The 26,703-nt window shown below is 63.2% G+C and carries 16 protein-coding genes; 1 reads left to right on the forward strand and 15 read right to left on the reverse strand.

Annotation, left to right across the window (positions count from 1 at the left end):
• Positions 1–4: 4 nt before the first annotated feature.
• The 14 genes from nosZ to F2P44_RS23375 form a co-directional block, all read right to left on the reverse strand.
• Positions 5–1,927 (reverse strand): TAT-dependent nitrous-oxide reductase, encoded by a 1,923-nt coding sequence (nosZ, locus tag F2P44_RS23310; protein ID WP_167089831.1) that lies wholly within the window; start codon positions 1,925–1,927, stop codon positions 5–7.
• A gap of 257 nt (positions 1,928–2,184) precedes the next feature.
• Positions 2,185–5,016, reverse strand: a complete 2,832-nt coding sequence (locus tag F2P44_RS23315; protein WP_187363403.1) for a TIM-barrel domain-containing protein — start codon at positions 5,014–5,016, stop codon at positions 2,185–2,187.
• A gap of 65 nt (positions 5,017–5,081) precedes the next feature.
• Positions 5,082–6,722 carry a GH35 family beta-galactosidase gene (locus F2P44_RS23320; protein WP_167089833.1) on the reverse strand — a complete coding sequence of 547 codons (1,641 nt, stop codon included), beginning with the start codon at positions 6,720–6,722 and terminating at the stop codon, positions 5,082–5,084.
• Positions 6,722–9,757, reverse strand: a complete 3,036-nt coding sequence (locus tag F2P44_RS23325; protein WP_167089835.1) for a TonB-dependent receptor — start codon at positions 9,755–9,757, stop codon at positions 6,722–6,724. The genes F2P44_RS23320 and F2P44_RS23325 overlap by 1 nt, the downstream gene beginning before the upstream one ends.
• A gap of 180 nt (positions 9,758–9,937) precedes the next feature.
• On the reverse strand, positions 9,938–12,277 hold the full coding sequence (locus tag F2P44_RS23330) for a glycoside hydrolase family 95 protein (protein WP_167089837.1): 2,340 nt from the start codon (positions 12,275–12,277) through the stop codon (positions 9,938–9,940).
• Between the two features lie 3 nt (positions 12,278–12,280).
• Positions 12,281–13,594 carry a GDSL-type esterase/lipase family protein gene (locus F2P44_RS23335; protein WP_167089839.1) on the reverse strand — a complete coding sequence of 438 codons (1,314 nt, stop codon included), beginning with the start codon at positions 13,592–13,594 and terminating at the stop codon, positions 12,281–12,283.
• A gap of 19 nt (positions 13,595–13,613) precedes the next feature.
• The gene (locus F2P44_RS23340) at positions 13,614–14,756 is read right to left on the reverse strand and encodes a sugar ABC transporter permease (RefSeq protein ID WP_167089840.1); all 1,143 of its coding nucleotides are present in this window, start codon (positions 14,754–14,756) and stop codon (positions 13,614–13,616) included.
• A gap of 26 nt (positions 14,757–14,782) precedes the next feature.
• On the reverse strand, positions 14,783–16,318 hold the full coding sequence (xylG, locus tag F2P44_RS23345) for a D-xylose ABC transporter ATP-binding protein (protein ID WP_167089842.1): 1,536 nt from the start codon (positions 16,316–16,318) through the stop codon (positions 14,783–14,785).
• A 140-nt stretch (positions 16,319–16,458) separates the two neighbouring features.
• A complete protein-coding gene (xylF, locus tag F2P44_RS23350) occupies positions 16,459–17,463 on the reverse strand; it encodes a D-xylose ABC transporter substrate-binding protein (protein ID WP_167089844.1) in 1,005 nt (334 codons plus the stop codon).
• Between the two features lie 124 nt (positions 17,464–17,587).
• On the reverse strand, positions 17,588–19,372 hold the full coding sequence (locus tag F2P44_RS23355; RefSeq protein WP_167089846.1) for an IlvD/Edd family dehydratase: 1,785 nt from the start codon (positions 19,370–19,372) through the stop codon (positions 17,588–17,590).
• Positions 19,369–20,391: an SMP-30/gluconolactonase/LRE family protein gene (locus tag F2P44_RS23360; RefSeq protein WP_308610329.1), complete on the reverse strand. Its 1,023-nt coding sequence runs from the start codon at positions 20,389–20,391 to the stop codon at positions 19,369–19,371. The genes F2P44_RS23355 and F2P44_RS23360 overlap by 4 nt, the downstream gene beginning before the upstream one ends.
• Positions 20,376–21,161, reverse strand: coding sequence for a D-xylose 1-dehydrogenase (gene xylB / locus F2P44_RS23365; RefSeq protein ID WP_167089850.1), 786 nt, complete (start codon positions 21,159–21,161; stop codon positions 20,376–20,378). Before xylB ends, F2P44_RS23360 begins: the two co-directional genes overlap by 16 nt.
• Positions 21,158–22,324, reverse strand: a complete 1,167-nt coding sequence (locus F2P44_RS23370) for a fumarylacetoacetate hydrolase family protein (RefSeq protein WP_167089852.1) — start codon at positions 22,322–22,324, stop codon at positions 21,158–21,160. Before F2P44_RS23370 ends, xylB begins: the two co-directional genes overlap by 4 nt.
• 622 nt (positions 22,325–22,946) lie before the next feature.
• Positions 22,947–23,297, reverse strand: a complete 351-nt coding sequence (locus F2P44_RS23375) for a nuclear transport factor 2 family protein (RefSeq protein ID WP_370662741.1) — start codon at positions 23,295–23,297, stop codon at positions 22,947–22,949.
• Positions 23,298–23,927: 630 nt separating this feature from the next.
• On the opposite strand from F2P44_RS23375, the gene F2P44_RS23380 reads away from it, so the two are divergent.
• Entirely contained in the window at positions 23,928–25,916 is a 1,989-nt protein-coding gene (locus F2P44_RS23380) for a methyl-accepting chemotaxis protein (RefSeq protein WP_187363404.1), read from the forward strand.
• A gap of 158 nt (positions 25,917–26,074) precedes the next feature.
• Here F2P44_RS23380 and F2P44_RS23385 read toward each other — a convergent pair whose 3' ends face one another.
• Positions 26,075–26,617 (reverse strand): hypothetical protein, encoded by a 543-nt coding sequence (locus F2P44_RS23385; RefSeq protein ID WP_167089854.1) that lies wholly within the window; start codon positions 26,615–26,617, stop codon positions 26,075–26,077.
• Between the last annotated feature and the right edge of the window lie 86 nt (positions 26,618–26,703).

A 26,703-nucleotide genomic window follows, 5' to 3' on the forward strand; every position in this document is an offset into this window, starting at 1 on the left:
CGGCTTACGCTTCGATCAGCAGGCGGCTGCGCATTTCCAGGTGCAGCGCGTGGCAGAAGTGGGTGCAGTAGATCCAGTAGGCACCGGGCCGGTCCGCCTTGAAGGTCACCGACTTGGTTTCCTGCGGGTTGACGATGAAGTTGATGTTGTACGTCGGAATGGCGCAACCGTGGGTCAGGTCTTCCACCTTGTCGTAGTTGGTCAGCGTCAAGGTCACCTCGTCGCCCACCTTGATCTTAATGATCGGCATGCTGAACGCGGGCGCCTGCGACATCAGGCGCACGTGCACCTTGTTGCCTTTGCGCTCGATACCGGCGGTTTCCGGCGTGACCGCGTTCGGGAAGTCGGTCATGGTGTGGATCTGGCGCGTCTTGACCACGTCGCGGCGCACGATGATGCCGTCGTGCGGTTCCGGATAGGCGGTATGGTCGGCCATCAAGGTCATCTTGGCGCCGCTGATGTCGATCAGTTGTTCGGTTTCGCAGTGCAGCGGGCCGACCGGCAGGAAGCGGTCTTTCGAGAACTTGTTACCCGAGTTGAAGTATTTGCCGTCGGCTTCCTTGGTTTCGCCCATTGACGCGTAGCCGTGGCCCGGCTGGTAATGCACGTCGATACGGTCGAGCACCACCTTGGCCGCCTTGTCGCCCTTGAACTGGGCAATCGACGCATCCACGTTCCATTTCACGACCTGGCTGTCGAGGAACAGCGAGGTGAAGGCATTGCCCTTGCCGTCGAACGCGGTGTGCAATGGGCCCAGGCCGAGTTCCGGTTCGGCTACCACGCAGTCGCGCGGCTGCTTGACTTCGCCACCGAACCAGCCGAGCACCTTGCTCAGTTCGATCACAGTCGCGGTCGGCGACAGCTTGCCGGCGCAGACGAAATATTTTCCGTCCGGGCTGGCGTTGACGCCGTGCGGGTTCTTACCGACCGGCACGTAGCAGGTCAGCGCGGTAGCCGGGTCGGCGTTGGCGGCCTTGCGTCCGTCCACCACCGGCACCTTGGAACTGCCGATGGTGGTGGCCTTGCCAGCCTTGATGGCTTGCTCGATGCGGGCCACGTTGAAGAATACGCAAGCGTCGCGCTCGGCCGACATCATGCCGGCCAGATCGGCGCCGCCCTCGGTGTTGTACTGGGTGGCGGCGGCCAGCTTGCCGTCGTAGGACGACGCGACCAGCTCCATGTTGCCATCCACGCGGCACTGCCAGCGTACTTCCATGCTGGCGGCGTCGACGCAGGTGAACAGACAGCCCCATTTGGTCGGATCGTCCAGGTCGCGTCCGTCGTTCGGCAGCGGCAAGTGGAATTCGGTGCCGCAGAACACGCGGGTGGTGTAGTTGATGGCGGCGTCGACCGGGTCGCGCTTGTCCGGGAAAATGCCGTGGAAGCCCATCACATTGGGCAGGCTGGTGATCTTGTCGCACTCCATCGTATCCATGCGGATGCGGGCCAGGCGCGCGTTGATCTTGTCGTTGACGAACAGCCAGCGGCTATCGTAGGTGCCGTCCTTGTAGCTGCCGTGCACGTGGTGGGTGTCGCCGGTGGTGTATTGCAGGCTGCCATCGGCCTTGGTGCCGATGATCGCCTTCGATTCGTTGGTGATGCCCCAGCCGACCATGCAATCGGTATTGAATACGGGAATGCGTTTCAGGGTGCGGCCGGACGGCAGGCCGAGCACGCGCACTTCGCCGCCGTGGCCGGCGCTGATGAAGGCGTAATAGGTATCGAGCTGGCCGGGTTTGATGTGCTCGCCGGTATCGGCGGCTTTGGCGGGCGCGGCGGCCTTGCCTGGCGCGGCCTCCTCCTTGCATCCGGCCAGTCCGATGGTAGCGCCCGCGGTCACCAGGCCCGCCAGGGCGCTCTTGCCAAGGAAATCGCGGCGGCTGCCTGGGGTGGCGCTACTGGACGTTGCTGGAATGTTCTTCTTCATGATGTCACTCTCCGGTTCTGGGCAAGGGGGAACGCTCCCCCATATCGCTGATTCGCGTCGACCTTCGGGAAACGTATGCCGACTGGATAAGTGTAAAGATCGGGCTAGACAGTGCCTATGCGCATGACGGTTGTGCGGGGCTGGTAGAAGGCGTAGGCGGACTACGCCTTTATGCTTATGGCGTGTGAGGATAGGAAAGCGTAGGGGTAAAAAAAGCCCGCCGGTGGCGCCGGCGGGCTTCTGGGAGTGGCGGGAGCTTACATCCTGACTGTCAGCGCCTTGCCCTCATAATTGACTTCCTTATCGGCCAGATCGAAGTTATCGGAACTCGATACGCCGGCCTTGATGAAACGGACCTTGAACTGGCGCTTGGCCACCATGCCCTTGTACTGGCCGGTGCGCTCGCCGATGGTCACCGTTTTGGTTTTGTCGTCGTAACTGAGCGGAATGCGCGTAAATTCGCCCCGGGTGTAGGCGTTGGTGACGCCATCGTCTTCATACAGGCTGAATTTGCCGTCGGCGCCGGTATAGATCGTGAGCGTGAGCGGCGCGTCCGGTTTTTCATCCACGTACTGGGTCACGGGGCCCATCGGCAAAATCGCGCCGGCCTTGACCAGCAGCGGCATGCGCGCGGCCGGGGCTTTCATGGTCACCGTCTTGCCGACCTGGTGCAGCGCGCCCGTGTAGAAGTCGTACCACGCGGCGCCTTTCGGCATATACACCGTGCGCTCGCGCGCGCCGTACACGTGCACCGGCGCGACCATGATGTCGCGCCCGAACAGGTACTGGTCCTTGATGTCCTTGACCTGTTCATCCTTCGGGAAATCCATCACCAGCCCGCGCATCACGGTGCCCGAGTGGTAGTAGATATCCGAGGCCGACGTGTAAATGTAGGGCATCAGGCGGTAGCGCAGTTTCAGGTACCACACCATCGAGTCCTGCATTTCCGAACCTTCGGGCGCGATGTTGTAGATCTCGCGCTTGACCACTTCGCCGTGGGAACGGAACAGCGGCGTAAAGGCGCCGAACTGGAACCAGCGCAGGTTCAGTTCCTGCCACTCCTTCAGGTCTTCCGGCTTGACGGTGGAGCTGCCGGTGCTGCGGTTTTCCTGGGCCGAGCCGGCATCGCCGCCCTGGAAGCGCACTTCCTGGGCATAGCCGCCGATATCGTGGGTCCAGTTGGGAATGCCGGACATCGAAAAATTCACGCCCGCCGAAATCTGGTCATGCAGATTATTCCAGCGCCCCACCGTGTCGCCGCTCCACACCGCCACCGCATTGCGCTGGATACCCGCGTAGCCGGAGCGCGACAGGATCAGCTGGCGCGTGTCGGGCTGATCGCGGTTGAGGCCCTCGATCAGCGCCTGCGTGTGCGGCAGGCTGTAGGTGTTGTAGGTGATCTCGCCGGCGCCGTACACGGTCGGCCCGATCAGCTTCTTGAAATCCTCGGGACGGGTGTTCGACAGCACATCCGGCTCGCTGTTATCCATCCACCACGAATCGAAGCCGAGGCTACCGAGCCTGGATTTGACCTGGCGATAATAGATATCGCGCGCTTCCTGCGTGTACGGGTCGTAATGGGCGTTTTTGTAGCCCGGGCCAACCCAGTCAAGGTCGCCGTTGTCGACGTTCCTGGTCCACATGTGGCCCTTGGACGCAAATTCCTTGTAGTTGTCGGTATCGGCGTAGAATTTGCCCCAGATCGACAGCATCACGCGCACATGGTTCTTGTGGATTTCATCGACCATGCCTTTCGGGTCCGGAAAGCGGGTCTTGTCGAAATCGTGCGAGCCCCAGCCATTTTCGGGCCAGTAGAGCCAGTCCTGCACGATGTTGTCTAACGGCCAGCCGCGCTTGCGGTATTCGCGTACCGCGCCGACGATCTGCTCCTGGGTTTCGTAGCGCTGGCGCGACTGCCAGAAGCCGTAGGCCCATTTCGGCATCATCGGCGCCTGCCCGGTCAGGTGACGGTAGCCGGCGATCACGCTGTCCATATTGCCGGCGTTGATGACGTAGTAATTGATCGCCTGGGCGATCTCGGACGAAAACGTCAGCGCATGGCGCTCGGCCTTCGGCAGCGGATCGTTGTGGGTGATGGCGATCATGCCGCCGGTCGGCTTCCATTCCAGGTGCAGCTTGACCGGCTTGTTGGCGTAAAATTTCACTTCGAAGTTGTGGTACCACGGGTTCCAGCCCTGGCGCCAGACGTCGAGCACCTGCTTGCCATCGAGCGTCAAGGTCGCGTAATCGGACGAATACAGCTGCATCTTGTGCACGCCGGCCTTGGCCGAGCGGATGGTGGCGTCCCACACCACCTTGACGTCCTTCAGCTCTTTCAGGGGACCGAGTTCCTTCGGCCAGTTTTCGGCCACGTCCTTGAGGTATTTGTAGTCGACGTCGGTTTCGTGGCGGGTCAACACCAGCTTCTCGCCCACGTAATAGCGCGCGGTCAGGCCGCCGGCCTTGCCGCTGGCGTCGACCAGTTTCAGGTCGCGCTTCATCGGGCCGTAGGGCTTCGGGTCGCCGAAGCGCGAGATCGCATTGTTATCCCACAGGACGCCGTAGTTTTTGTCGGAGATAACGAACGGCACCGCCACGTCCATATTGTGCTGCGCCAGCAGGACGTCTTCGCCGTTCATGTTCATCTGGGCGTTCTGGTGCTGCCCAAGGCCGTAGTACGCATCCTTCAGGCCCGGGTTGAAACCCTGCCTGATCGCCAAAAACGGCTTGCCGTCGACCTTGACCGGCGTCAGGCTTTCGGACGACTGGGTGAGAAACACTTCGCCTTTGGCGTTATAGAACTTCACCAGACCGGTTTTCAAAGAGACTTTGGCCGATATCTTGCCGGCGTTGAGGGTCACCACGTCCTTGTCCGCATCGCTGACCGTGAACTGGCAGGCGCACGGTTTGGCAACGATCATCATCGATGGCGTCAGTTCCTTGCCGGGCTGGTCGGATTTGACGACATGGATGATATTCTCGCTCATCACGTCAAGACGCACTTCCTTCGCGGCGCCCTGGTCGGGCTTGACGACGATTCCGCTGCCGGTTTTCTCGAAGGTGCCCGCCAGGGCGTGGCCTGAAGCCATCAAAGCCAGGCAGGAAGCCGTTCCCACCAGTGATTTAAGACGTATTCTATGATCTCCAATAGTATTTAGTAAGTACCGATTCTGATTTTCAGGACGACCGGTTTAGCCGGCAGGTTGATGCCGTAATCGACCTGGTCGCCATTCCAGTTGCGCTCCATGATCCATGTACCGGACGGATCGAAACTGCCCTCCTCCACCCGTGCCAGCATGGTCGGTTTGCCATCGTTGCTGCCCGCTCCACCCAGACGCAGGCGAACCTGCTGGCCGACCACGATGAATTCGTTGTCCCCGATCTGGGCAATCGCCACGCCGCCGCCCGGCTTGTCGGTATTGGCCGGTTCGTCCTTGATCTCGGGGTTCCATGCCTTTTCACCAAACTGCCACTGGCGGAACGACACCGTGGCCGTCCAGTTTTTCATCGCGATGGTTTGCTCGCTGCGCTCGTCGCTTTCGGCCACGCCGTAAGTGCGGCCCTCGAACGCCCATTTGGCCCACTGCCGTTCCATCGGCCGGAACACGGCAAAGATCGACCCGAACGGTTCGACCATCGTCTTGTCGGTCAGCTTGGAACCGAGCGGGAAGTTGCTATAGTCGGCGTAATCGATGCCGAACGGCGCGAACCCGAGCGCGCCGCGCCCGAGCACCTGGTAGGTGTAGCGCGCGTACGTGGCCGCGTTACCGAGTTCCGGCACCATCAGCGCATTGTCCGGGCGCTGGAAGCGGTCCAGCGTTCCGGTAAATTTGGCCGACTGCGGCATGTAGATATCGGGTGCGGCCAGGTCGATCGCCGGTGCCGCCACCTTGTAGATGTCGATCACATCCCAGGTCGGCCCGCCGCTGGCGAAGTTGCCCTTCCACGGCGCCATCGGTTCGAGCGGATCGCGCAGCGCGTTATTCACATACATCGGCAGGTTGTAGACCGCGCGCCCGGCCCTGGCGACTTCGCCGATATAGCTGGCGATGGCATAGGTATGAAAATACTGCTCGGCGTAGTCGCCATACACCTCGGACCACGTGCCCTTGGCCGCCAGCTTCACCGGCGACTTCTGGCGCTCCAGCACCGCCTGCGGCACCGCCTGCGCAAACGCCGCCTGCGCTTTTGCGCCGTAGTCGCGCACCAGCCCATACGTGCCCACTTCGTTCTGCACCTGCATCATGATGACCGTGCGATGCGCCTCGTCGATCTTTTTGATGTGGGCCATCAGCGCCACAAACGCCTTTTTATCGGCCTTGAGCGTCTCTTCGCCGAACGGCGACATGCAGTAATTGACCTTGCCGTCCTTGTCGAGCATGCGCGGAAAGCGCTGGTTGTCGAACTTGACCCATTCCGGGCTGTATTGCGGATTGGTGTTCTTCCAGGTGGCGAACCACAGCAGCACCAGGCGCACCTTGTTCTTGCGCGCCTCGGCCACCAGCGTATCGACGTAGCTGAAATCGAACTTGCCTTCGACCGGTTCGATCTGCTCCCACGCCACCGGAATTTCAAGCGTATTGGCGTGCATGTCGCGGATCGCCGGCCAGACCTTTTTCAATGCGGCCGGGTAGTTGCTCGAATTGTGCGCCTGGGCGCCGAGCATCACGAACGGCGCGCCATCGACCATGAGCGCGTGGCGGCCATCCTTCTGCACCAGTTGCGGCAGCGGCGCCGCCGCTGCCGTGACGCTGGCCGCTGCCACGGCCAGTATCGCAATAGCGCGGCGCGCCATCAGAAGCTGTAGCGCATCTGCGCCGTGTAGCGTGGCCCCGTGACGAACCAGGCACGCCCCTTGGCGCCGATTTCCTGGTCCATCTCCTGCTTGAACTTCGCATCGTTGATGTTCTGCGCTTCCAGGCCGAACGACAGGTTCTCGGTGATCTTGTAGAAAATCGAGGCATCGAGCTGGCCGTACGCGCCCGCCCAGGTAGGCAAGCCATAGCTCACCTTATGCTGGCCGAACGTCGGACTGGCCGGATTGGTGTCGGTGCCATCGTCGCCACGGGTGCCGTTCACGTTCACGCCCTGCAGGCTCCTGGAACGCCAGTTGTAGGCCAGGCGCGACGAGAGCGGCCCCTTGTCGTACATGAGCGCCAGATTGTACGAACGGCGCGACAGGTTATACAGAGGCAGATTGCAGAAGGTGCGGCCGTTGGTGTCGCAGCCATTCATGTTCAGGTTCATATTGGATGCGCCGTTGCCGGCCCCGCCCAGGCAATAGGCGTCGTACACCGGCGTGTACATGGTCTTTTTGCTGTCGACGAACGTGAAGTTCGCCTGCATGCCCAGGCCGGACAGCCATGGCGGCAGCTTGTCGAAATACTGCTGGTACGCCACTTCGAAACCGCGTGCCCGGCCTTTGGCGCCATTGATCGGCGCCGTGACGGTGAAGTCCTTCATGACGCCGTTCACATCCGGCAGCTGGAAGTTGTAGCTCTGGTCGACGATGATGTCCTTGAGCTGCTTGTTAAACACCGCGAAGGTGAGCGAACCGGCCGGGGCGAAATACCATTCGGCCGTCAGGTCGACCTGGCGCGACGTGACCGGCTTGAGTCCCGGATTGCCGGCCCCTTCTCCCTTGAGCGCCACGCTGTTCACGCGCACGATGTTGGCCCCGTTGTTGGTGGAGGTGTCGACATTCTGCGACAGCGTCGTATAGCCCTGCAATTGCGAAAAATCGGGACGCGACACGGCCGAACCCATGGCCAGCCGGAACTGCAGCTTGTCGCTCGCCTTCATGCGCAGGTTCAGCGTGGGCAGGACATTGCTGTAGGAGTTGCTGTAGTCCTGCGAACGCGAAAACGCCGGTATGTTCGGAATCTCAGGGCCGATCGTCTGATATCCGGCGGGGATTACCGGGCGGGTGTAGCTGAAGACCGTGTAGCCGCTCGCCTTCATGTCGGTCTTCACATAGCGCAAGCCGATATTGCCATCGATCGGCATGGGCAGGTCGTCGAAACCGAAACGCACCTGGGTGTACAAGGCGCCGGTCTTTTCGGTCTGTTCGTTCATGCCCTTCGGGTCATTGCCGTAGGCTGCCGCCTTCCATGGCGCGCAATCGGGCGTGGCGCCTTTGGATGCGGCGTGTTCGTTACACAGGATGTCGTGATACTTGTGCAGACCTTCGTAGCTGGCGGGATAACCCGTGGCCAGCGCCGTATTCGGCACCACCAGCGAGGGCACCGACACATCGCCGCCGAAGAAGTTGTTGAAGGCGTGCACGCGCGTATTGCCGCTGAAGCGCGGGTCGCCCAGCGAGGCAAGCTGGCCGATATTCCAGCCCAGTTGCCACGGCTGCGAAATGGCGACCCAGTTGTAGTCCGGGTTGGTTTTTTCGTTAACCGCGTCGCGTTTGGTCAGGCGCGCGCCGAAACGGATATCGCGCACTACCTTGTGATCGAAATCGTACTGGGCATCGCCCTTCCAGGCGCTTGACTTGGCCGTGCTGCGGTCCTTGTGCTCCTGGGTGAAGGCCCAGTAGTAGTTACTCGGATTGGCCAGGTAGGCCAGGTCGGCGCTGTCGAAAATCAGGTTCGGCCTGCCGCCGCTCAAGTCCAGCTGCTGCTTGGGCATTTGCACGCCCGTGGCCACGGTCGAATCGAGGTTCGCGGTCTTGGCACGGATGCTCTGCAAGTCCGACTTGAAGGTCCAGCTGCTGGTCGGGCGCCACACCACGTTCCACGACACGTCCGTGGTATCGGACTGGCGGTTCGCCATGCGCGTATCGCCGCCGTAGTTGATGCCGCCGTCGGTCGGATCGGTCAGGGTGCCGGTCAGCAGGGCGCCCCTCGCATCATAGGTCGCGTCGGGACTGACCTTGATGTTATACGGATTGGAGGCGGCGAAAATAGCCTGCTCGTCCCACTCCATCTTGTAGCGCGATTTGAAGAACGTCAGCGATGTGGTCAGGTCGCGCTCGGGGCGCCATTGCAGCGCGCCGTACGCGCCTTCGCGCTTGCGGTCGAAATTAAGGGTGCGCCATGACGCGCCCTTCGGAACCCAGACGGTCTTGCCATCGACGACATCGGTGCGGGCAAAATACGGATCGACCTGCAGGGCGTCGGTGCGGGTCGCGCTTTCGGAATACGCCAGGTCGACCAGCGCGCCGATTTCGCCGATGCCGGTTTTCCAGCGGTTCGAGAACAGCCCCGAGGCCGACGGCGAGCTGCGTCCCTTCTTCAGGGCCGAATACGTGGTTTGTCCCGACAGCGCCACCTTCATGCCCTTGAAATCGAAGGGCATGGCCGTGCGCAGGTTCACCAGGCCGCTGATGGCGCCTTCGATCTGTTCGGCGGACGGGTTTTTGTAAATGTCGACACGCGCCATCAATTCCGGCGGCACGTCCTCGAAATTGAGCGAGCGTCCGCCATTGGCCGAGAACGAGTCGCGGCCGTTCAGTTCCGCGCGCACGTAATTGAGGCCGCGGATCGACACGCCCGAGCCTTCCACCGAAAAGTGCTCCGGATCGGCCTTGCTCATGGTGCGGTCGATCGTCACGCCCACCACCCGCTGCAGCACTTCCGTGACCGAGCGGTCAGGCAGTTTGCCGATATCGTCGGCGACAATCGAATCGACGATTTCGTCGGAATTCTGTTTGACTTTCTGCGCCGAATTCAGCGCGGCGCGCTGGCCGCTGACCACCACCACGGCGGTATCGCTGGCAGCGAGTTCCGTGCCTGGTGCGGCTTGGGCCATCACCACGTTACTCGACATCAGCGCGATCTGGGCCACGGCCACGGCAATCGCTGTTTTTTTATGCTTGTTCAACTTGTCTCCTCGGTTTCGTATGTATTTTTATGCATTTATTTTCCGAGCTACGTCACCCCGCCACAATTACGAAAATGACGAATGCATGGAACGAAATCAGACAAACAAGACCCGCAGGGCGCGGGGGTATGCGCACCTGCCGCCGTCCCGGCGCAAATGCGTCAACGGCGGCATACCGGCTTACTTTTTCGGGATCGCGAGCGCGCCGCCGAGACGCACGGAAGCGCCGGGTTTCAAGCCGAGCGCGACGACCTTGTCGCCATAGCGCACGGTGCCACCGCCCTGCCCCGCCACCGAGCGGATGGTGGCGCTGGCCAGCTTGCCGTTGGCCCAGGCGATATCGACCTCGAAGCCGCCGCGCGCGCGCAAGCCCTTCACCGAACCGTCAGGCCACGACGACGGCAGCGCGGGCAGCAGATGCAATTCGCCGGTATGCGACTGCAGCAGCATCTCGCAGACGGCCGCCGTGGCCCCCAGGTTGCCGTCGATCTGGAACGGCGGATGGGCGTCGAACATATTGGCGTAGGTGCCGCCCGCGTTATTGGTTTCGGTGCCGGGACCGGCCTGCTGGGCGGCGCGCGCGCCGGGTTTGGCCAGCTGCCCGCGCAGCATTTTGTAGGCATGGTCGCCATCGTGCAGGCGCGCCCAGAAGGCGGTTTTCCACGCCATCGACCAGCCGGTACCGGCGTCGCCGCGCCCTTCCAGCGACTTGCGCGCGGCCGCCGCCAGCGCAGGGGTTTTGGTGGGCGATATCTGCCGGCCCGGGAACAGGCCAAACAGGTGCGACACATGGCGGTGCGTGTCACCGGTGGTGTCCAGCACCGGGTCCTTTTTCTCGTCCATCCATTCGAGCAGCTGGCCCCAGCTGCCGATACGCGGACCCGCCAGCCGGTCGCGCATGGCCGCGATCCGGTCGCGGAAGACCTTGTCGGTGCCCAGCACGTCCGCCGCTTCCACAGTGTTGTTGAACAGGTCCCAGATGATCTGCTGGTCGTAGCTCACCCCATCTTCGATCGGGCCGTGCTCCGGCGACCAGCCGCGCGGCGCCACCAGGCGGCCGTCGGGCAGGCGTTTCAGATGGTCCTCCCAGAACGCGCACACTTCCTTCATCATCGGATAGGCCACGGTGCGCAGGAACTCGCGGTCCTGGGTGAACGCGTAGTGTTCCCAGAAGTGCTGCGCATACCAGGCGTTGCCGGTCTTGTTCCAGATGTAGGTGGTGGCGCCAAAGGGATTCGATTCCGTGCGCACCGTCCAGCCGCGTACCGGCTTGTTCTGCGCGGTGAGGAAGCTCTCCTCGCCGGCCTTGGGCGGCTGCGCCAGCGCCTTGGTGGCGGTATCGAGAATCAGCTGGCGGTAGACCGGTGCCACGCCGGTGACGAAACCGAAAAACGGCAGCGCCGCTTCAGCCAGGTTGGCCGGCTCGGCGGGCCAGTAATTCATCTGGATATTGATGTTGGTGTGGTAGTCCGCATTCCACGGTGGCGTGAGGCTGTTGTTCCACAATCCTTGCAGGTTGGCCGGCAGCGAATCGCGCGAGCTGGAAATGAGCAGGTAGCGGCCGAACTGGAAGAACTGCGCTTCCAGCCCCGGGTCCTTGCCGTCGGCGGTGTAGACCTCGATGCGCTGGTCGGTCGGCAGTGCGCGCCGCGCGGCCGATGCGAGGCCGAATTCGATGCTCACGCGGTCGTACAGGCGCTTGTAATCCTGCTGGTGCGCCGCCAGCAGTTGCGCCCACGGCAGCGCCGCCGCGGCGCTGACCTGGCTTAAGACGCGCGGCAGCGGGTGCGCACCCTGGAAACGCCCGGCCGCGTCGTTGACATAGCTGGTGCCGGCGCCAAGCACCAGCACCAGCGCGTCGCAATTGGTGAAGACAATCCGCTTGCCTTCCACCGACAAGGTACCGCCCTCGTTGATCACCTGGATCTGGCTGGCGTAACTCATCACGTTCGACGTGGGCGTGGCAGGCGGCGTGGCCGGCAGCACGAAGCCGGCCAGCGACCCGGTGGCGTAAATGCGGTTACCGGCCACGCTGATGCGCGCCTCGTGCATGTCGGCCAGCTCGATCGAGCCGCTGTACTTGCCCGGCTGGTCGGCGCTCAGGCGCGCCACGATGGCTTGCGCCGGATGGCTGGCGAACATCTCGCGCTTGAACGCCACGCCGGCGTGGGTGTAGGTGACGCTGTGCAGGCTGTTGTCCAGATCGAGCTTGCGCACGTAGCCGCTGGCGCCGGCGGCGTGGCCCGGCAGGTTGATATACACGTCGCCAAAGGGCTGGTACGCGCCCAGCGTCTTGTCGTCACCGCTCCACAGGGTGATGTCGTTGAACTGGATGCGCTCGCGCTCCACCTGCCCGAAAATCATCGCGCCGAGGCGGCCGTTGCCGATCGGGAGCGCCTCGCGTTCCCATCCCTCGGGGGTGTCGGGCGCGGGCCGGCCGTAGCGCAAGATGCGGTCGCTGGCACTGGCGCTGTGCACGACGGCGGCGAGCAGCAGCGCGCAGCGCAGCAGGGTTTTCATCGATCACTGCCCCATCAGGCGCAGCAAGGTCGGCTCCATCGTCTTGGCCCACGCTTCGTAGCTTTGTTCGTTCAGGTGCAGCAGATCGGGCATCGCCTCACGCGACAGGGTGCCGTCCGCCGCCAGAAAAGTCTGGTTGATGTTCAGGAAATGGACTAGCTTGCCGTCGTCGAAGCCCGCCAGGATCTTGTTCACTTCATCGTTGATGCGCCGCAGTTCGCTGTCCGGCTTCGCGTCGCGCGGGAAAATCGCCAGCAGCAGGATGCGGGCATTCGGCAGGCGCTGGCGTACATCCTCGATATTGCGCAGGATGCCGGCCGCCGTGGTTACGGGATTCTCGCGCCGGTCGCCGGTATTGTTGGTACCGGCCATCAGCACTACGACCTTCGGGTCGAGGCCATCGAGCGCGCCGTGTTGCAGGCGCCACAAGATGTTTTCAGTGTGGTCGCCGCCAAAGCCCAGTCCCAGCGCATTGTGCTTGCTGTAGTAGCGCTGCCAGACCGGCGCGCCGGCTTTCTCCCAGCCTTCCGTGATCGAATCGCCGATGAAGACGATGCCGGTCTTCTCGCCAGCGGCTTTGCGTCGTTCCGCTTCCGCTCTTTTTGCCTCGTGACGCGGGCGCCAGCCGTTGATCGACCAGGATTGATTGAGCATCTCCGGCGTGACCGACTGGGTTTTGTAATCCGGGCAGGCGGCATTCGGCGTGCCGGTCTTGAGGAAGCGGACATGCGCGATTTCCACCCTGCCGCTGCCGCTGCCTTCCAGCGCGAACGGCGCGGTGACGGCTGAAAAATCGTCGCCATCATGGGCGAAGCAGCGCATCGAAAACACCAGCGGCTGGCGTCCCTTGCCCGCCATGGCCCGCGCCGGCACCAGATATGGCACCTGGCGCTCGCACCCTTTTCCGCAACCGACCTTGAACGACACCCCGCCCTGCGCCAGGTCCTCGACGTTCAGGTCGAAGGCCAGCACGCCGCCGGGCACATACGCGCGCAGGTCGAGCGGCACATCGCTTTCCACGCGCAGGCTGGCATACCAGGCATCCTTGAAATGCAGCGTCATCGCGTCCGTGCCGACATCGACGCCGACCCGGCTTTCGGCGACCTTGGGGACGGCCGGTTTAGGTACCAGGACAGAGGCGCCATCGACCCGCTGCGACAATTCAAAATCGGCGACGATCACGTGCGAGCCAAAGCGCGGCCCGGCCGCGTAGATCGTCAGTTCATCATGCTGATTCGCGGGCGTGGCGCAGGCGCCGACGGCCAGCAGCGCCGAGAACACGAGCGGCAGGCGCAGAGGCTTGGTGTGACGGTTCATAGTGTATCCCGGTGATCGGTTAGCGGCGGGCGGAGCGCGTAACGACGTCGACCCACACCGCCAGCGTGAGGATGGCGCCCTTGACGATCATCTGCCAGTAGCTGTCGACGTCGAGCATCGACATGCCGTTATCGAGGCTGGCCATGACCAGCGCGCCGATCAGGGCGCCGTACACGGTGCCGGAACCGCCGCGCATCGAGGTGCCGCCGATGAAGCTGGCCGCGATCACATCGAGTTCGCCCGAGGTACCGGCCGATGGCGAACCGGCCGCCAGGCGCGCCGTGTTGATCAGCCCCGCCAGTGCGCACATCAATCCCATCAGGCCGAAGATCCACAGTTTGACCGCCCGTACGTTCACGCCGGACAGGCGAGTCGCTTCCATATTGCTGCCGACGGCGTAAATGCGGCGTCCGAACACGGTCTGCGTGGCCACGTAGCTGAAGACCGCGAGCAGCACCAGGAGCAGCAGCACCGGCAGCGGAATGCCTTCGTAGCTGTGCAGGGTCCGCACCACCGAATAGAGCACCGCGCCAATTGCCAGCAAACGCACGCCATCGCGCACGGCGGTCGGCACCGGCAAGCCGTGGTGCGCCAGGCTGACGCGCTGGCGCCAGGTCAGCACCGCTGCCAACACGAACAGCAGCACGCCAAGGCCGATGCTCAGGCTGGGCGACAGGTAGCCCTGCCCCAGGTACACCATCTCGGCCGACACTGGCGCCACTGTCGTACCGCCGGTCACGCCGAGCACGATGCCACGATAGGCCAGCATGCCGCCCAGGCCCACAATAAATGAGGGAATACCCGCATACGCCACCAGATAGCCGTTAAATATACCCAGTACCAGCCCGCACGCGAGCACCAGCGGCACGATCACGGGCAGCGGCAGGTGATGGCTCACGTCGAGCACCGCCGCCACGCCGCCCAATAGCCCGAGCAGCGATCCGACCGACAGGTCGATCTCGCCGGCGATGATGACGAACACCATGCCGCAGGCCAGGATGCCGGTAATGGCCATCTGGCGCATCAGGTTCGACAGGTTGCGCGCCGAGGTGAAGCCGCCATCGGTTTTCCAGCTGAAGAACAGCCAGATGAGGGCAATCGCGGCCAGCAGGGCCAGGATTTTGTACTGCGTGAAGAGTTGTTTAAATTTGATCGGGTTCATGTGTTCTATCGCGAAGGTAGGGGCGTTCAGTGCGCGGCAATGGCGTGGTCGAGGGCGGTGGCGAGCAGGGTTTCCTGGCTCAGGCCCGCGTTGACGAAGTCGCCGCGAAGCTGGCCCTCGCCCATCACCAGCACGCGGTCGGAAATGCCCAGCACCTCGGCCAGTTCGGAGGACACCATGATGATCGACATGCCCTGGCCGGCCAGCTCGAACATCAGCTTGAAGATTTCATACTTGGCGCCGACGTCGACGCCGCGGGTCGGCTCGTCGAGAATGAGTACCTGCGGCTTCGTGAGCAGCATTTTCGACAGCACCGCCTTTTGCTGGTTACCGCCGGACAGGCTGGTAATCGGCAGGAACGGGCTGGCGGTTTTCAGGCCCAGGCGCTTGATCTGCTCCTGCACGGTTTTCAGTTCGGCTTCGCGGTCGATGCGGGTCAGGCGCGAAAAGGAATCGAGCACAGAGAGCGTGATGTTCTGGCCGACGTCGAGGTCGCGCACGATGCCATGCTGCTTGCGGTCTTCCGGCACCAGCGCGAAGCCGGCGCGGATGGCCTTGAGCGGCGTGCCGGTATCGACCACGGCGCCATGCAGGCGTACCTCGGCGTGGCTGGCACCCGGATAGGCGCCGAACAAGGCCGACACCAGCTCCGTGCGCCCTGCACCCACCAGGCCCGCGATGCCCAGGATTTCGCCTTTGCGCAGCGTGAAGGAGACGTTATCGACGCGCTTGCGTTCGGGCTTGTCGATGTCGTAGCAGGTGACGTTGCGCGCCTCGAAAATCACCTCGCCCAGCGTCCGTTCCTGCTTGGGATAGAGCTGGTTCATCTCGCGCCCGACCATCTGGGAGATGATGCGGTTGACATCGAGTTCGGCCATCGGCGTGGTCGCGATATGCTTGCCGTCGCGGATCACGGCGATGGTGTCGCAGATGGCAGCGACTTCATCGAGCTTGTGGGAGATGTAGACGCAGGCGACGCCCTTGGCCTTGAGCTTGCGGATGATCTCCAGCAGGATCTTGATTTCGGCGGCGGTGAGCGACGCTGACGGTTCGTCCAGGATCAGCAGCTTGGCGTCCTTGTTGAGAGCCTTGGCGATCTCGATCAATTGCTGGTGCCCGCCGCCGTAGTTCATCACCGGCAGCACCACGTTGACATCAAGCAGGTTCAGCTCCGCCAGCAGCTGCTCGGCGCGCCGGTTCATGGCGGGGTAGTTCATGCGCCCGCCGAAGGTGGTGATTTCGTTCCCCAGGAAGAGGTTTTCCGTGACCGACAGTTCGGGCACCAGCATCAGCTCCTGGTGGATGATGATGATGCCGGCCGCCTCGGTCTCGCGGATGGAAGCGGCGCGCAGGGGTTTGCCCTCGAACAGGATGTCGCCATCCCAGGTGCCGTGCGGGTAGACGGCTGAAAGGACCTTCATCAAGGTCGACTTGCCGGCCCCATTCTCGCCGCACAGGCCGACGCATTCGCCGGCGCGGATTTGCAGGTCGATGCCGTCGAGCGCGCGGACGCCGTCGAACTGTTTGACGATGCCCTTCATTTCAAGCAGATAGTCGGACATACTCAGTCTCCTGATTGAAAACGTTTTTCCATCAAAGGCGGCCCCCCCGTCGTTCCTGCCATTGGCAGAAACGACTTCCCGCGCCAAGGCGGCACTCGGCGCGGGGACGACGGATAGTAGATATCAGGTCACATGCTGCTTTACTTACCCGCGATCTGGGCCTGGGTGTAAAACCCGTCCGTCACCAGCAGATTGATATTTTCCTTGGTCAGCGCCGTCGGCTTGAGCAGGATCGTTTTCACCTTCTTGAAACCGTTGTCATATTCGCCGTTAAAAGCGGGCTTCTCATTGCGCACCAGTTGCACGGCCAGCTTGGCTGCCTCGCCCGCCAGCAGCTTGAGTGGCTTGTACACGGTCATCGCCTGCGACCCGGCAAGCACGCGGCGCACGGCGGCGATATCGGAATCCTGCCCCGACACCGGCACCTTGCCGTCGAGTTTTTGCGACGCCAGCGCCTGGATCGCGCCGCCGGCGGTAGCGTCGTTCGACGCCACAATCCCATCGATCTTGTTGTTATTGGCGGTCAGCGCATTCTCGACAATCGCCAGCGCTTCCGACGGGCTCCAGTCCTTGACCCACTGCTTGCCGACGATCTTGATATCGCCCTTGTCCACCAGCGGTTGCAGTACCGCCATCTGGCCTTCGCGCAGCACCTTGGCGTTGTTGTCGGTCGGCGCACCACCCAGCAGGTAGTAATTGCCTTTCGGACGAACCTTCACCACGCCGGCTGCCTGCATCTCGCCCACGGCCTTGTTGTCGAAGGAAATGTAGGCATCCACGTCGGCATTGAGCACCAGCCGGTCGTACGAAATGACCTTGATGTTGGCCTTCTTGGCTTCCTTGATCGCGTTATTGAGCACGGTGGCGTTGTACGGCACGATCACCAGCGCATCGACCCCGCGCGAAATCAGGTTCTCGATCTGCGCGATCTGCTTTTGCTCGCTGGCGTCGGCCGACTGCACGAATACCTTGGCACCCAGCTTGTCGGCGGCGGCCACGAAGTAATCGCGGTCGCGCGCCCAGCGCTCAAGGCGCAGGTCGTCGATCGAAAAGCCGATCTTGGGGTTTTTGGCATCGGCGCTGGCATGGCCGCTGGTCAGGATCATCATGGCCGATACGACCGCTACGCTCAAAACTTTTTTCATGTCTTTGTCTCCATTATTGTTGTACGACTTGGATGCTCCCCGGCACGGCGCCGTGTTTTTGGCAAGCGAATAGCGATTTCCGTCATTCATTGCCATATTTACATTTATTTCAAAACCGATGTCATCAATGGTTATGCCTTGGCAAATCGTGGCCGACGCCGCGGTACGGCAGCGCCATTTCCATGCAGCCGCCCTGCTCCAGCTGGCCCACGGTGGCGCGGTACAGCTCCTGCCACGGGGTCTGGCTCGGCGGCGTGGGCGGGATCGGTTCCTTCCTGCGTTCGGCAAGGACTGCATCGTCCACCAGCATGTCGCAGCGGCCGGTGTTCAGGTCGACACGGATGATGTCGCCACTGCGCACGTACGCCAGCCCGCCGCCGGCCGCGCTCTCGGGCGAAGCATTCAAAATCGACGGACTGTCCGAAGTGCCCGACTGGCGCCCGTCGCCCAGGGTCGGCAGGTTGAGGATGCCGCGCCGGATCAGCGCGTCCGGCGGCTGCATGTTGACCACTTCGGCGGAACCCGGCCAGCCGATGGGGCCGGCGCCGCGAATAACCAGCATGCAGCTTTCGTCGATGTCGAGCACCGGATCGTTGATGCGCGCGTGGTAGTCGCCCGAGCCGTCGAACACCACGGCGCGGCACTCGAACACGTTCTCATGGCCGGGGCGGCACAGGTAGCGCGCACGGAAGTCGGCGGAAATGACGCTGGTCTTCATGATCGCGAAGTCGAACAGGTTGCCTTTCAGGACGAAGAAGCCGGCCTTGGTTTTGAGCGGCGCGTCGTACGGGTAGATCACCTCGCGATCGACGCTGGCGCGGTCGCGCAGATTGACGGCCATGGTGGTGCCGGTGACGGTCAGGCGCTCGGCGCGCAGCTTGCCGGCCTGCTGGAGCTCCCACATGATGGCCGGTACGCCGCCGGCGCGGTGGAAACGCTCGCCGAGGAATTTGCCGGCCGGCTGCATGTTGAGCAGCAGCGGCACGTCGTGGCCGAATTCCATCCACGCGCTCGATCCGATCTCGATGCCGGCGTGGCGCGCCATGGCCATGATGTGCGGCTGGGCATTGGTGGAACCGCCGATGGCGGCGTTGACCACAATCGCATCGAGAAACGCGTCGCGCGTGAGGATGTGCGAGGGCCGCACGTCCTGGCGCGCCAGCTCGACGATGCGGCGCCCCGTTTCGTAGGCCATCTGGCCGCGTTCGCGGTACGGCGCCGGAATGGCCGAGCAGCCGGTGAGCGACATGCCCAGCGCTTCGGCCAGCGCGTTCATGGTCGAGGCGGTGCCCATGGTGTTGCAGTGGCCGGCCGATGGCGCCGAGGCGGCCGCGATTTGCAGGAATTTTTCATTGTCGATTTCGCCGGCAGCCAGCCGCCGGCGGCCGTGCCAGATGGCGCTGCCGGAACCGGCCAGTTCGCCCTCGAACCAGCCGTCGAGCATCGGCCCGCCGGACAGCACGATGGCGGGAATGTCGACCGTCGACGCGGCCATGATCTGGGCCGGCGTGGTCTTGTCGCAGCCGGTGGTGAGCACCACCGCATCGATCGGGTAGCCGTGCAGGATTTCGACCAGGCCCAGGTAGGCCAGGTTGCGGTCGATGGAAGCGGTCGGGCGGCGGCAGTTTTCAAAAATCGGGTGCAGCGGGAATTCCATGGCGATGCCGCCGGCGTCGCGGATGCCGTCGCGCACGCGCTTGGCCAGTTCCAGGTGGATGCGGTTGCACGGGCTGATGTCGCTGCCGCTCTGGACGATGCCGATGATGGGCCGGCCGCTGCGCAATTCCTCGGCGGTGATGCCGTAGTTCATGAAGCGCTCCAGATAGAGCGCCGTCATGTCGATGTGGTCGGGATTGTCGAACCAGTCCTGCGAGCGGTAGCGGCGTGGCGGAGTTGGATTGGTGCTCAAGCGATATCCTGTAGCGAAATGGTGTGCTGGGCCAGGCCCGGCGTGTCGGTGCGGAAGGCGAACAGCGCGCCGGCCAGCGGCTCGCGTGCGCGCTCGTCCTCGCTCAAGCCTTTCCAGGCGGTGGTCACGAAGGCGGTGCGCAGGTCGGCGTCGCCGAAGGCCAGCTTGGTGATATTGGAGACCGGGAAGGCGATCGTGCCGGTCAGTTCGCCGGCCGGGTTGTAGCGGTCGATGCGGGCGCCGCGAAACATGGCGACCCAGATGCTGCCGTCGGCGTCGACCGCCATGCCGTCCGGGTGGCCGGGACCGGCGGTGGCGACGAACAGGCGCTTGCGCGTGGCCGTGCCATCGGGCAGGACGTCGAAGGCGTAGATGTTCCTGGCCAGGGTGTCGGTGTGGTACAGGGTTTTGCCGTTCGGGCTCATCGCCGGGCCGTTGGTGATGATGTAGCCGCTGTCGACGCTGGTGAGGCGCCCGCCGGGGTGCAGGCTGTAGAGGGAGCCGGTGGGCTCGGTTTCGCCGACATCCATGGAGCCGAACCAGAGGGAGCCGTCGGCGGCGGCGAAGCCGTCGTTGAAGCGGTTGTTGGGCAGGTCGGCTTCGATGTGGCGCAGCGGGGAGAAGGCGCCGGTTTGCTCGTTGAAGTGGTACAGGCCGTCGTCGAGGCCGACGATGAAGCCGGCCCCGCCGTCGCCCCCGTCGCCCCCGCGCAGGCGGGGGCCCAAGTTTTCAGAGCCGCCGGTGGCAACGGAGCGAACTTGGGTTCCGGCCGAGTGCCGCCTTGGCGCGGGAACGACGGAGTTTAAGGTAGCGGCCGCAGGCACGATAAACCCCGCCCTCCCCGGCGCATTCCCCGACTGCCGCTGCGAGCCATCCGGCGCGCAGCGATGCACCTGGCGCCCGCGAATATCGACAAAATACACAGAATGACTGGCGCCATGCCAGATCGGGCCTTCGCCCAGCTCGGTGCCTACCGGCCACAAACAAACAGGCTGCTCCATACTCATGCTCCGTACCATCCCGCATCGACGAAATAATCGCGTCCGGTGCAGCGCGCCGCGTTGTCCGACGATAAAAACAAGGCCAGTGCGGCCACGTCCTGCACTTCCACCCGCTCGCGCAGGCATTGCCCGGCCAAAATCTTGACCTCTTCATCCGGCGTGTGCCACAACTGTTCCTGGCGCGGCGTGCGCACCGCCCCCGGAATAATGCAGTTGACGCGAATCCCGTCGACACCCAGATCGCGCGCCAGCCCCCGCGTCAATCCTTCGATGGCGGCCTTGGCCGTCATGTACAAGCTCAGGTTAGGCAAGGCCAGGTGCCAGGAAATCGATCCCATGTTCAAAATCACGCCTTCCCCCTTGCCGCGCATGCCCACGGCCGCAGCCTGGGCGCAAAAAAACTGGTGGCGCAGGTTGACCGCCATCCGCTGGTCCCAGTAGGCCGGGGTGACGTCGCCAATGCCGTGGCGGTCGTCGTTGGCGGCATTGTTGATCAGGATATCGACCGCCGCACCGCCCTGCCCGATCCGGGCAAACACGGCAGCCAGCCCATCCAGGTCGGTCAGGTCGCACGGCAGGAACACCGGCGGGTGGACGGCATCGGCCAGCGAGCGCGCCAACTCCTGCGACGCCTGCTCGGCAATGTCCACGAAAAACACGCGCGCGCCCTGGCGTGCAAAGGCGGTCACCATTTCGGCACCGATGCCGCTGCCGCCGCCGGTTACCAGCACGGTTTTACCGCCCAGATCTGGGTAGATCGCGTAAGTCAGCTTGCTCTGTTCGCTCATTGGGCAATTCTCAGCAGGCCGCGGCGGGCCAGGTTGTCGAACAGGGCGCGCACGCCGAAGGTCCACGGCGCCACCTCGTCGCTGCGCTGGACTTCATTGACGAGCCTGCCCAGCGAGGGTGTGGAAATGCTGACACGGTCGCCCAGGTGATGGGTAAAGCCGGCCCCGGCCGCATCGCGGTCCTTGATCGGCGAAAACATGGTTCCCAGAAACAGCATGAAGCCATCCGGATATTGATGGTGCTTGCCGCACACCTGGCCCACCAGGTCGAGCGGATCGCGGCTGATTTCGCACATGCGGCTCGCGCCTGCCAGGTGGAAATCATCATCGGCGCCTTCGATCAGCATGCTGACCTCGGCGTTGCGGATGGTATCGATCGTAAAGTGCTCGTCAAACAGGCGGATGAACGGCCCGATCGCGCAGGAAGCGTTGTTGTCCTTGGCTTTACCGAGCAGCAAGGCGCTGCGGCCTTCGATATCGCGCAGGTTGACGTCGTTGCCCAGGCTGGCGCCGCGCACCTCGCCGCGGCTGTTGACCGCGAGCACGATTTCCGGCTCGGGATTGTTCCATTTGGAATCGGGATGCAGGCCGACATCGGCGCCGAAGCCCACGGCCGACATCGGCTGCGACTTGGAAAACACTTCGGCGTCCGGGCCGATGCCTACTTCCATGTAGGGCGACCACAGGCCGCGCGCGATCAGGTCCTGCTTGAGTTTATCCGCCGCGGGCGAGCCGGGCTTGATGGCCGAGAGATCGTCGCCGATGCATTCCTGCATCGCCGCGCGCAGTTCGCCGGCACGCGCCGGGTCGCCCTTGGCCTGTTCCTCGATCACGCGTTCGAGCAGGCTGACGGCGAAGGTCACGCCGCAGGCCTTGATCGCTTGCAGGTCGTTGGGCGCCAGCAGGCGGGTGCCGTCGGTCTTGGCGTTGGCCAGCAGTTCGGCGAGCGTGCCGAGCGCGTCGCCGGGCGCGTTGCGGGCGATGTCGAGCGCGTCTGCGCGTTCCAGCAGCTCGGCCATGGTGGCCACGTGCGCGCTGATGTCGATGACCTGGCCCTGGCGCAGCACCACCACCGACGGACCGGCGCCGGCGCGCCAGGCGCGGCCGACCAGCAAGGCCCGTTCCGCGTCAACCGGCAATATCGATGTTACTGAATCTGTCATGTGTCTTTTCCCGTTGAAGTTGATGCCGGCCGGGGCCATGCCCGGGTCCGGAATCACGGGATAGATGGTGCACTTTGTGTTGGGTGTTTTCAATTATGAAATCCACCAAGGGGGATCATGATTATCCGCAGCGGCGCTGGCGCCGAATGTCCCGTAGGTCGGTGCGATCGCTCCCCCGTGGTGATCCTGTCCTTGTCGCCTCCGGGATGAAGCACATGGTGAGGTGAATTGGAAAACCGAAAAAGTCGAGCTTGGCGGGTTCGGCAAGGAAGTGGACCGTCTGCGGGGCCACGGGTATGAAAAAAAATTCCATTTTCCTGAGACAAGCGCATCGCCTCGCTTTCGCTGACAATATCGGCTTCGTCAATGACGCCGGACATCAGTCGAAGATACGAACTCTCTTATCTGGCCCCCTCCGGTAAGTGAGCAACGTTGCGGCAACCGCTCCGTATCGCTATAACATAGATAAACGATCGAAGGCGCACTTGCCGGTACCGGCTCGCACGTGACCTGGTAAATATAGCGAAGCGCGTCATGGCCAAGCGCGCGTACTAGGGGAGGAAGCGTTTGAACGTCGGCGCTGTCATCCGGGCGCGAGCATCCAGCCGCTTCAGTGTCGAGATCAGGGTGCGACGTGAGTGTAGTAGATCTTGCTGACGATCGTCCACTTCCCTTCGACCTTGAGCAGGTGGAAGAAGTCGCTGAAGACGAAGCCCGAGACGTCGTTGGAGTCGATACGCGCACTGGCGGCGGTGCCCACGATATCGATGTTGACGATCACGCTCTGAGCTTCGGGTGATGGGAGAAATGGCGGGTTGTCGATGGCGTCGAACAGTTCCTGGATCGCGCCGCCAGTCAGCTTGCCCTTGACATCGACGCTGAACATGGTCGCTTTTTCACTGAAGGCCGGCTTCATGATGGCGCTCCTGGCCTGCTTGCAGCCTTCGATGTACTTGTTCCGTACTTCGACGATGGCTGATAGTCTTGCACGTAGCTGGGGTTGCTAATGTTGTCACTCCTGGTTGTTCATGTGATGATGTATGTCGTCCTTGACTGGCATCGGTGCAATCCTTGCGGCCATGTGCGGCGGTATGCACCGCCGGGGTCCATGGTCCCAGTTCGGCAAGCTTGCCTGTGCAGTGGTCAAGCCACCAGCCGGCCTGTACATTCCAGTTGGCATAGACTGCGTCCGGGCTGGCCGCGCCAAGCGCCTGCTGTGCGTGCAAGGGAAGGTGCGGATCGCGCAGCGCCGCATGCCCAAGCGCGACTAGATCGGCCCGGCCCGGGGCGACGAAAGATTCGGCCTGCCTCGGATCGACGATCTTCAGGCCACGCTGCGGCCCTGACGAACAATCTATCTTCTTCGAAGCGGCTTTGAATCTGGCGCCCTGGAAAAATTCGATTTGACTGCGGCACTGCCATGCCAACCGTGCTTCGCCCCTCCGGATGTCCCTAGTGTTGCATATTGAGCAGAATGACGTGCGCAGTTTGACAGTGGTTGCCCACGAGCATAACCTTCAAACATGCCGGTGCTACGGGATGCGGTCCGGCTACGCCTGTCGCGGCACGCGACATCAGCAGTCAATACACTCAAGAGGCCCCCTTGAAAGACTATTTCCGCTCCAGCCAGTCGCGCTTCATCCTGCTGTTTTCCGCCATCTTTATTGCCCTGCTGGTCATTACCGTGGGTGCCATCACGCTCTTCATCACCCCTGAGCTGAAACGCGCCGAAGGCCAGCTGATCGGCAATGATGTCAACAACATCGCCATCAAGATCACTCAGCAGCTCAAGCAGGTGGAGGCGCAACAGCGCGCCATCACCCAGACCGTGGCCTTGATGGACAGCGCCGCCATCGATACCCTGCTGCCCGGCCTGGTGGACCAGTACGGTGACTTGAACGTGTTCGGCGGCGGCATCTGGCCCGTGCCCAGGAAACGCGATCCGGAAAAGGAAAAGTTCAGCACCTTCTATGCGCGCGATGCGGCCGGCAAGCTGCAGGTGAACACCCACTGGAATTCGCCCGAGTCGCTCAAGTATTTCGAGCAGCCGTGGTGGCAGGGCGGCGCCAAGGCGCCCAAGGGCCAGTGCGCCTGGGCCAAGGCCTACAAGGATGACGCCAGCGCGCAGCCGCGCACCAACTGCGCCATGGCCATCTACAAGAACGATGAACTGTTTGGCGTTTCGACGGTCGACGTCACCCTGGGCTTTTTCAACCGTCTGGTGGCTGACATGGAGGCGACCGTGCACGGCCAGATCCTGATCCTCGAACACGACGGCAAGGTCGTCAGCAACAGCAGCTATATCAAGAGCGAAATCGTGCTGAAGAACATCAGCGACCTGGCCGCCACCTCGCCGCTGGCGGCGCAACTGGCCAAGGTGCTGCCGCAACTGGGCGACAAGGCCTCGCTGGAATCGTCCTACAGCAGCGACGGCACCGGCCATACCCTGTTCCTCGCCACCATTCCGGGCAGTCCGTGGCTGCTGGCCACCGGCCTGCCGAACCATCTGCTGAGCCAGCAGAGCAACCGCATCCTGCACACCCTGGGCGTGGTGCAGATTCCGATCGCCGTCGTCATGCTGGTGCTGATCATCATGGGCATCCGCATGATCATGCGCCGCCTGGACGTTTTGAAGGGCAACATCGAGGTGCTGTCGGCCGGCGACGCCGACCTCACCCGGCGCCTGCCGCCTGGCGGCGGCATGGAGTTCGACGCCGTCTCCAGCAGCTTCAATGCCTTCATCGAGCGCCTCCAGAGCATGCTCCAGCAAATTGGCATGAGCACCCAGTCGATCGCCCTGGCCTCGCGCGAGATCGCGGCCGGCAACCAGGACCTGTCGGCGCGCACCGAGGCGCAGGCCAGTTCGCTGGAAGAAACGGCGGCCTCGATGGAGGAGCTGACCAGTACCGTCAAGAACAACGAGGACAACGCCAGCCAGGCCAACCGGCTGGCGCTGGAAGCGTCCACCGTGGCGGCGCAGGGCGGCAATATCGTTTCCAGCGTGGTGGCGACCATGGGCTCGATCGAGCAATCGTCGCGCAAGATCGTCGACATCATCAGCGTCATCGATGGCATCGCCTTCCAGACCAATATCCTGGCGCTGAACGCGGCCGTGGAGGCGGCGCGCGCCGGCGAGCAGGGACGCGGGTTTGCCGTGGTGGCCTCGGAGGTACGCAACCTGGCGCACCGCTCGGCGGCGGCGGCCAAGGAAATCAATGCGCTGATCAACGAGTCGGTGGTCAGCGTCGACAAGGGCGCCACCCTGGTGGCCGAAGCCGGCAGCACGATGCAGCGGATCGTGGTGAGCACCGATAAGGTGGCCGGCATCATCGGCGCCATCATGGGCGCCAGCGCCGAACAGAACCTGGGCATCGGCCAGGTCAACCGGGCCATCACCGAGCTGGACGACACCACCCAGCAGAACGCCGCCCTGGTCGAACAGGCGGCTGCCGCGGCCCAGTCCTTGCAGCAGCAGGCCACCAACCTGGAACAGATCGTCGGCGGCTTCAAGCTCTACGAAGGGCGGCAAACGGGCGGGATTGCCGCTGCGCCATCAGGCGAGCGGCACGTGACGCGCGAGATAGCGAGGTAGCCCGGGGGCGGACGCCATGATGTCCTGGCCGTCGCCCTGCACGCTGGCGCTACGTCCGCTGGCGGGGATGGCAGGTCTCGATGGATGGACGGCGACGGGTCGGGTTTGCCCGGCAGGAAAGGCTCGCTGCGCTTCGATTGCCAAGCCCGGCGCCCCGGCTAAGGTTGAAGGCGCGCCTGCTCGGCGGCACGCATGTCCGCAAACACGTGCAGCAACGGGCGCGTTTCGGGCAGGATATAGACGATGCCCTTGGTATTCTTGAAGGCCGGTGTCACAACGTTGTTGAAGAACACGACCGGCACATTGATGCATCCATACGAAATACGGTTGTCGAGCGAACTGGGCGTGGCCAGGCGTTTGCCGCGCCGCTCTTTCGGATTGCCGGTCACGACCCGGTGCAGCGAAATGGCGGCGCCATAGTCCACCCACAGAATATCCTTGCCCTGCAGGTTGCGGTCGAGCCGCGCCACGAAACGTCCAGCCGGCGTGGTGCGTTCCTCCGGGAGAATGGTCGACAACGCGCGCTCGCCGATGCCGGGCACCGAATCGTCGCCGATCGCTTCGCCGAGCAGCACGGCGGCGGCGCCACGCAATTGGCCGTCGGGATGAAAAACGAAGGCCTTGGCATTCTTCTTGTCGATGATCACGAAGGACAAGTGACGATTATTGCCCGAATTAAGAACCCAGTCTGCCACTTGCACGGCATCCGCCGACGCGATCTCGTGCTTGAAATTGGCGCGTATCGGTTGCTCGACAAGATCCGCCGCGCGCGCGGATCCGGGCACGA

It is taken from the genome of Massilia frigida (genome assembly GCF_011682175.1).
Lineage (GTDB): Bacteria > Pseudomonadota > Gammaproteobacteria > Burkholderiales > Burkholderiaceae_D > Telluria_A > Telluria_A frigida.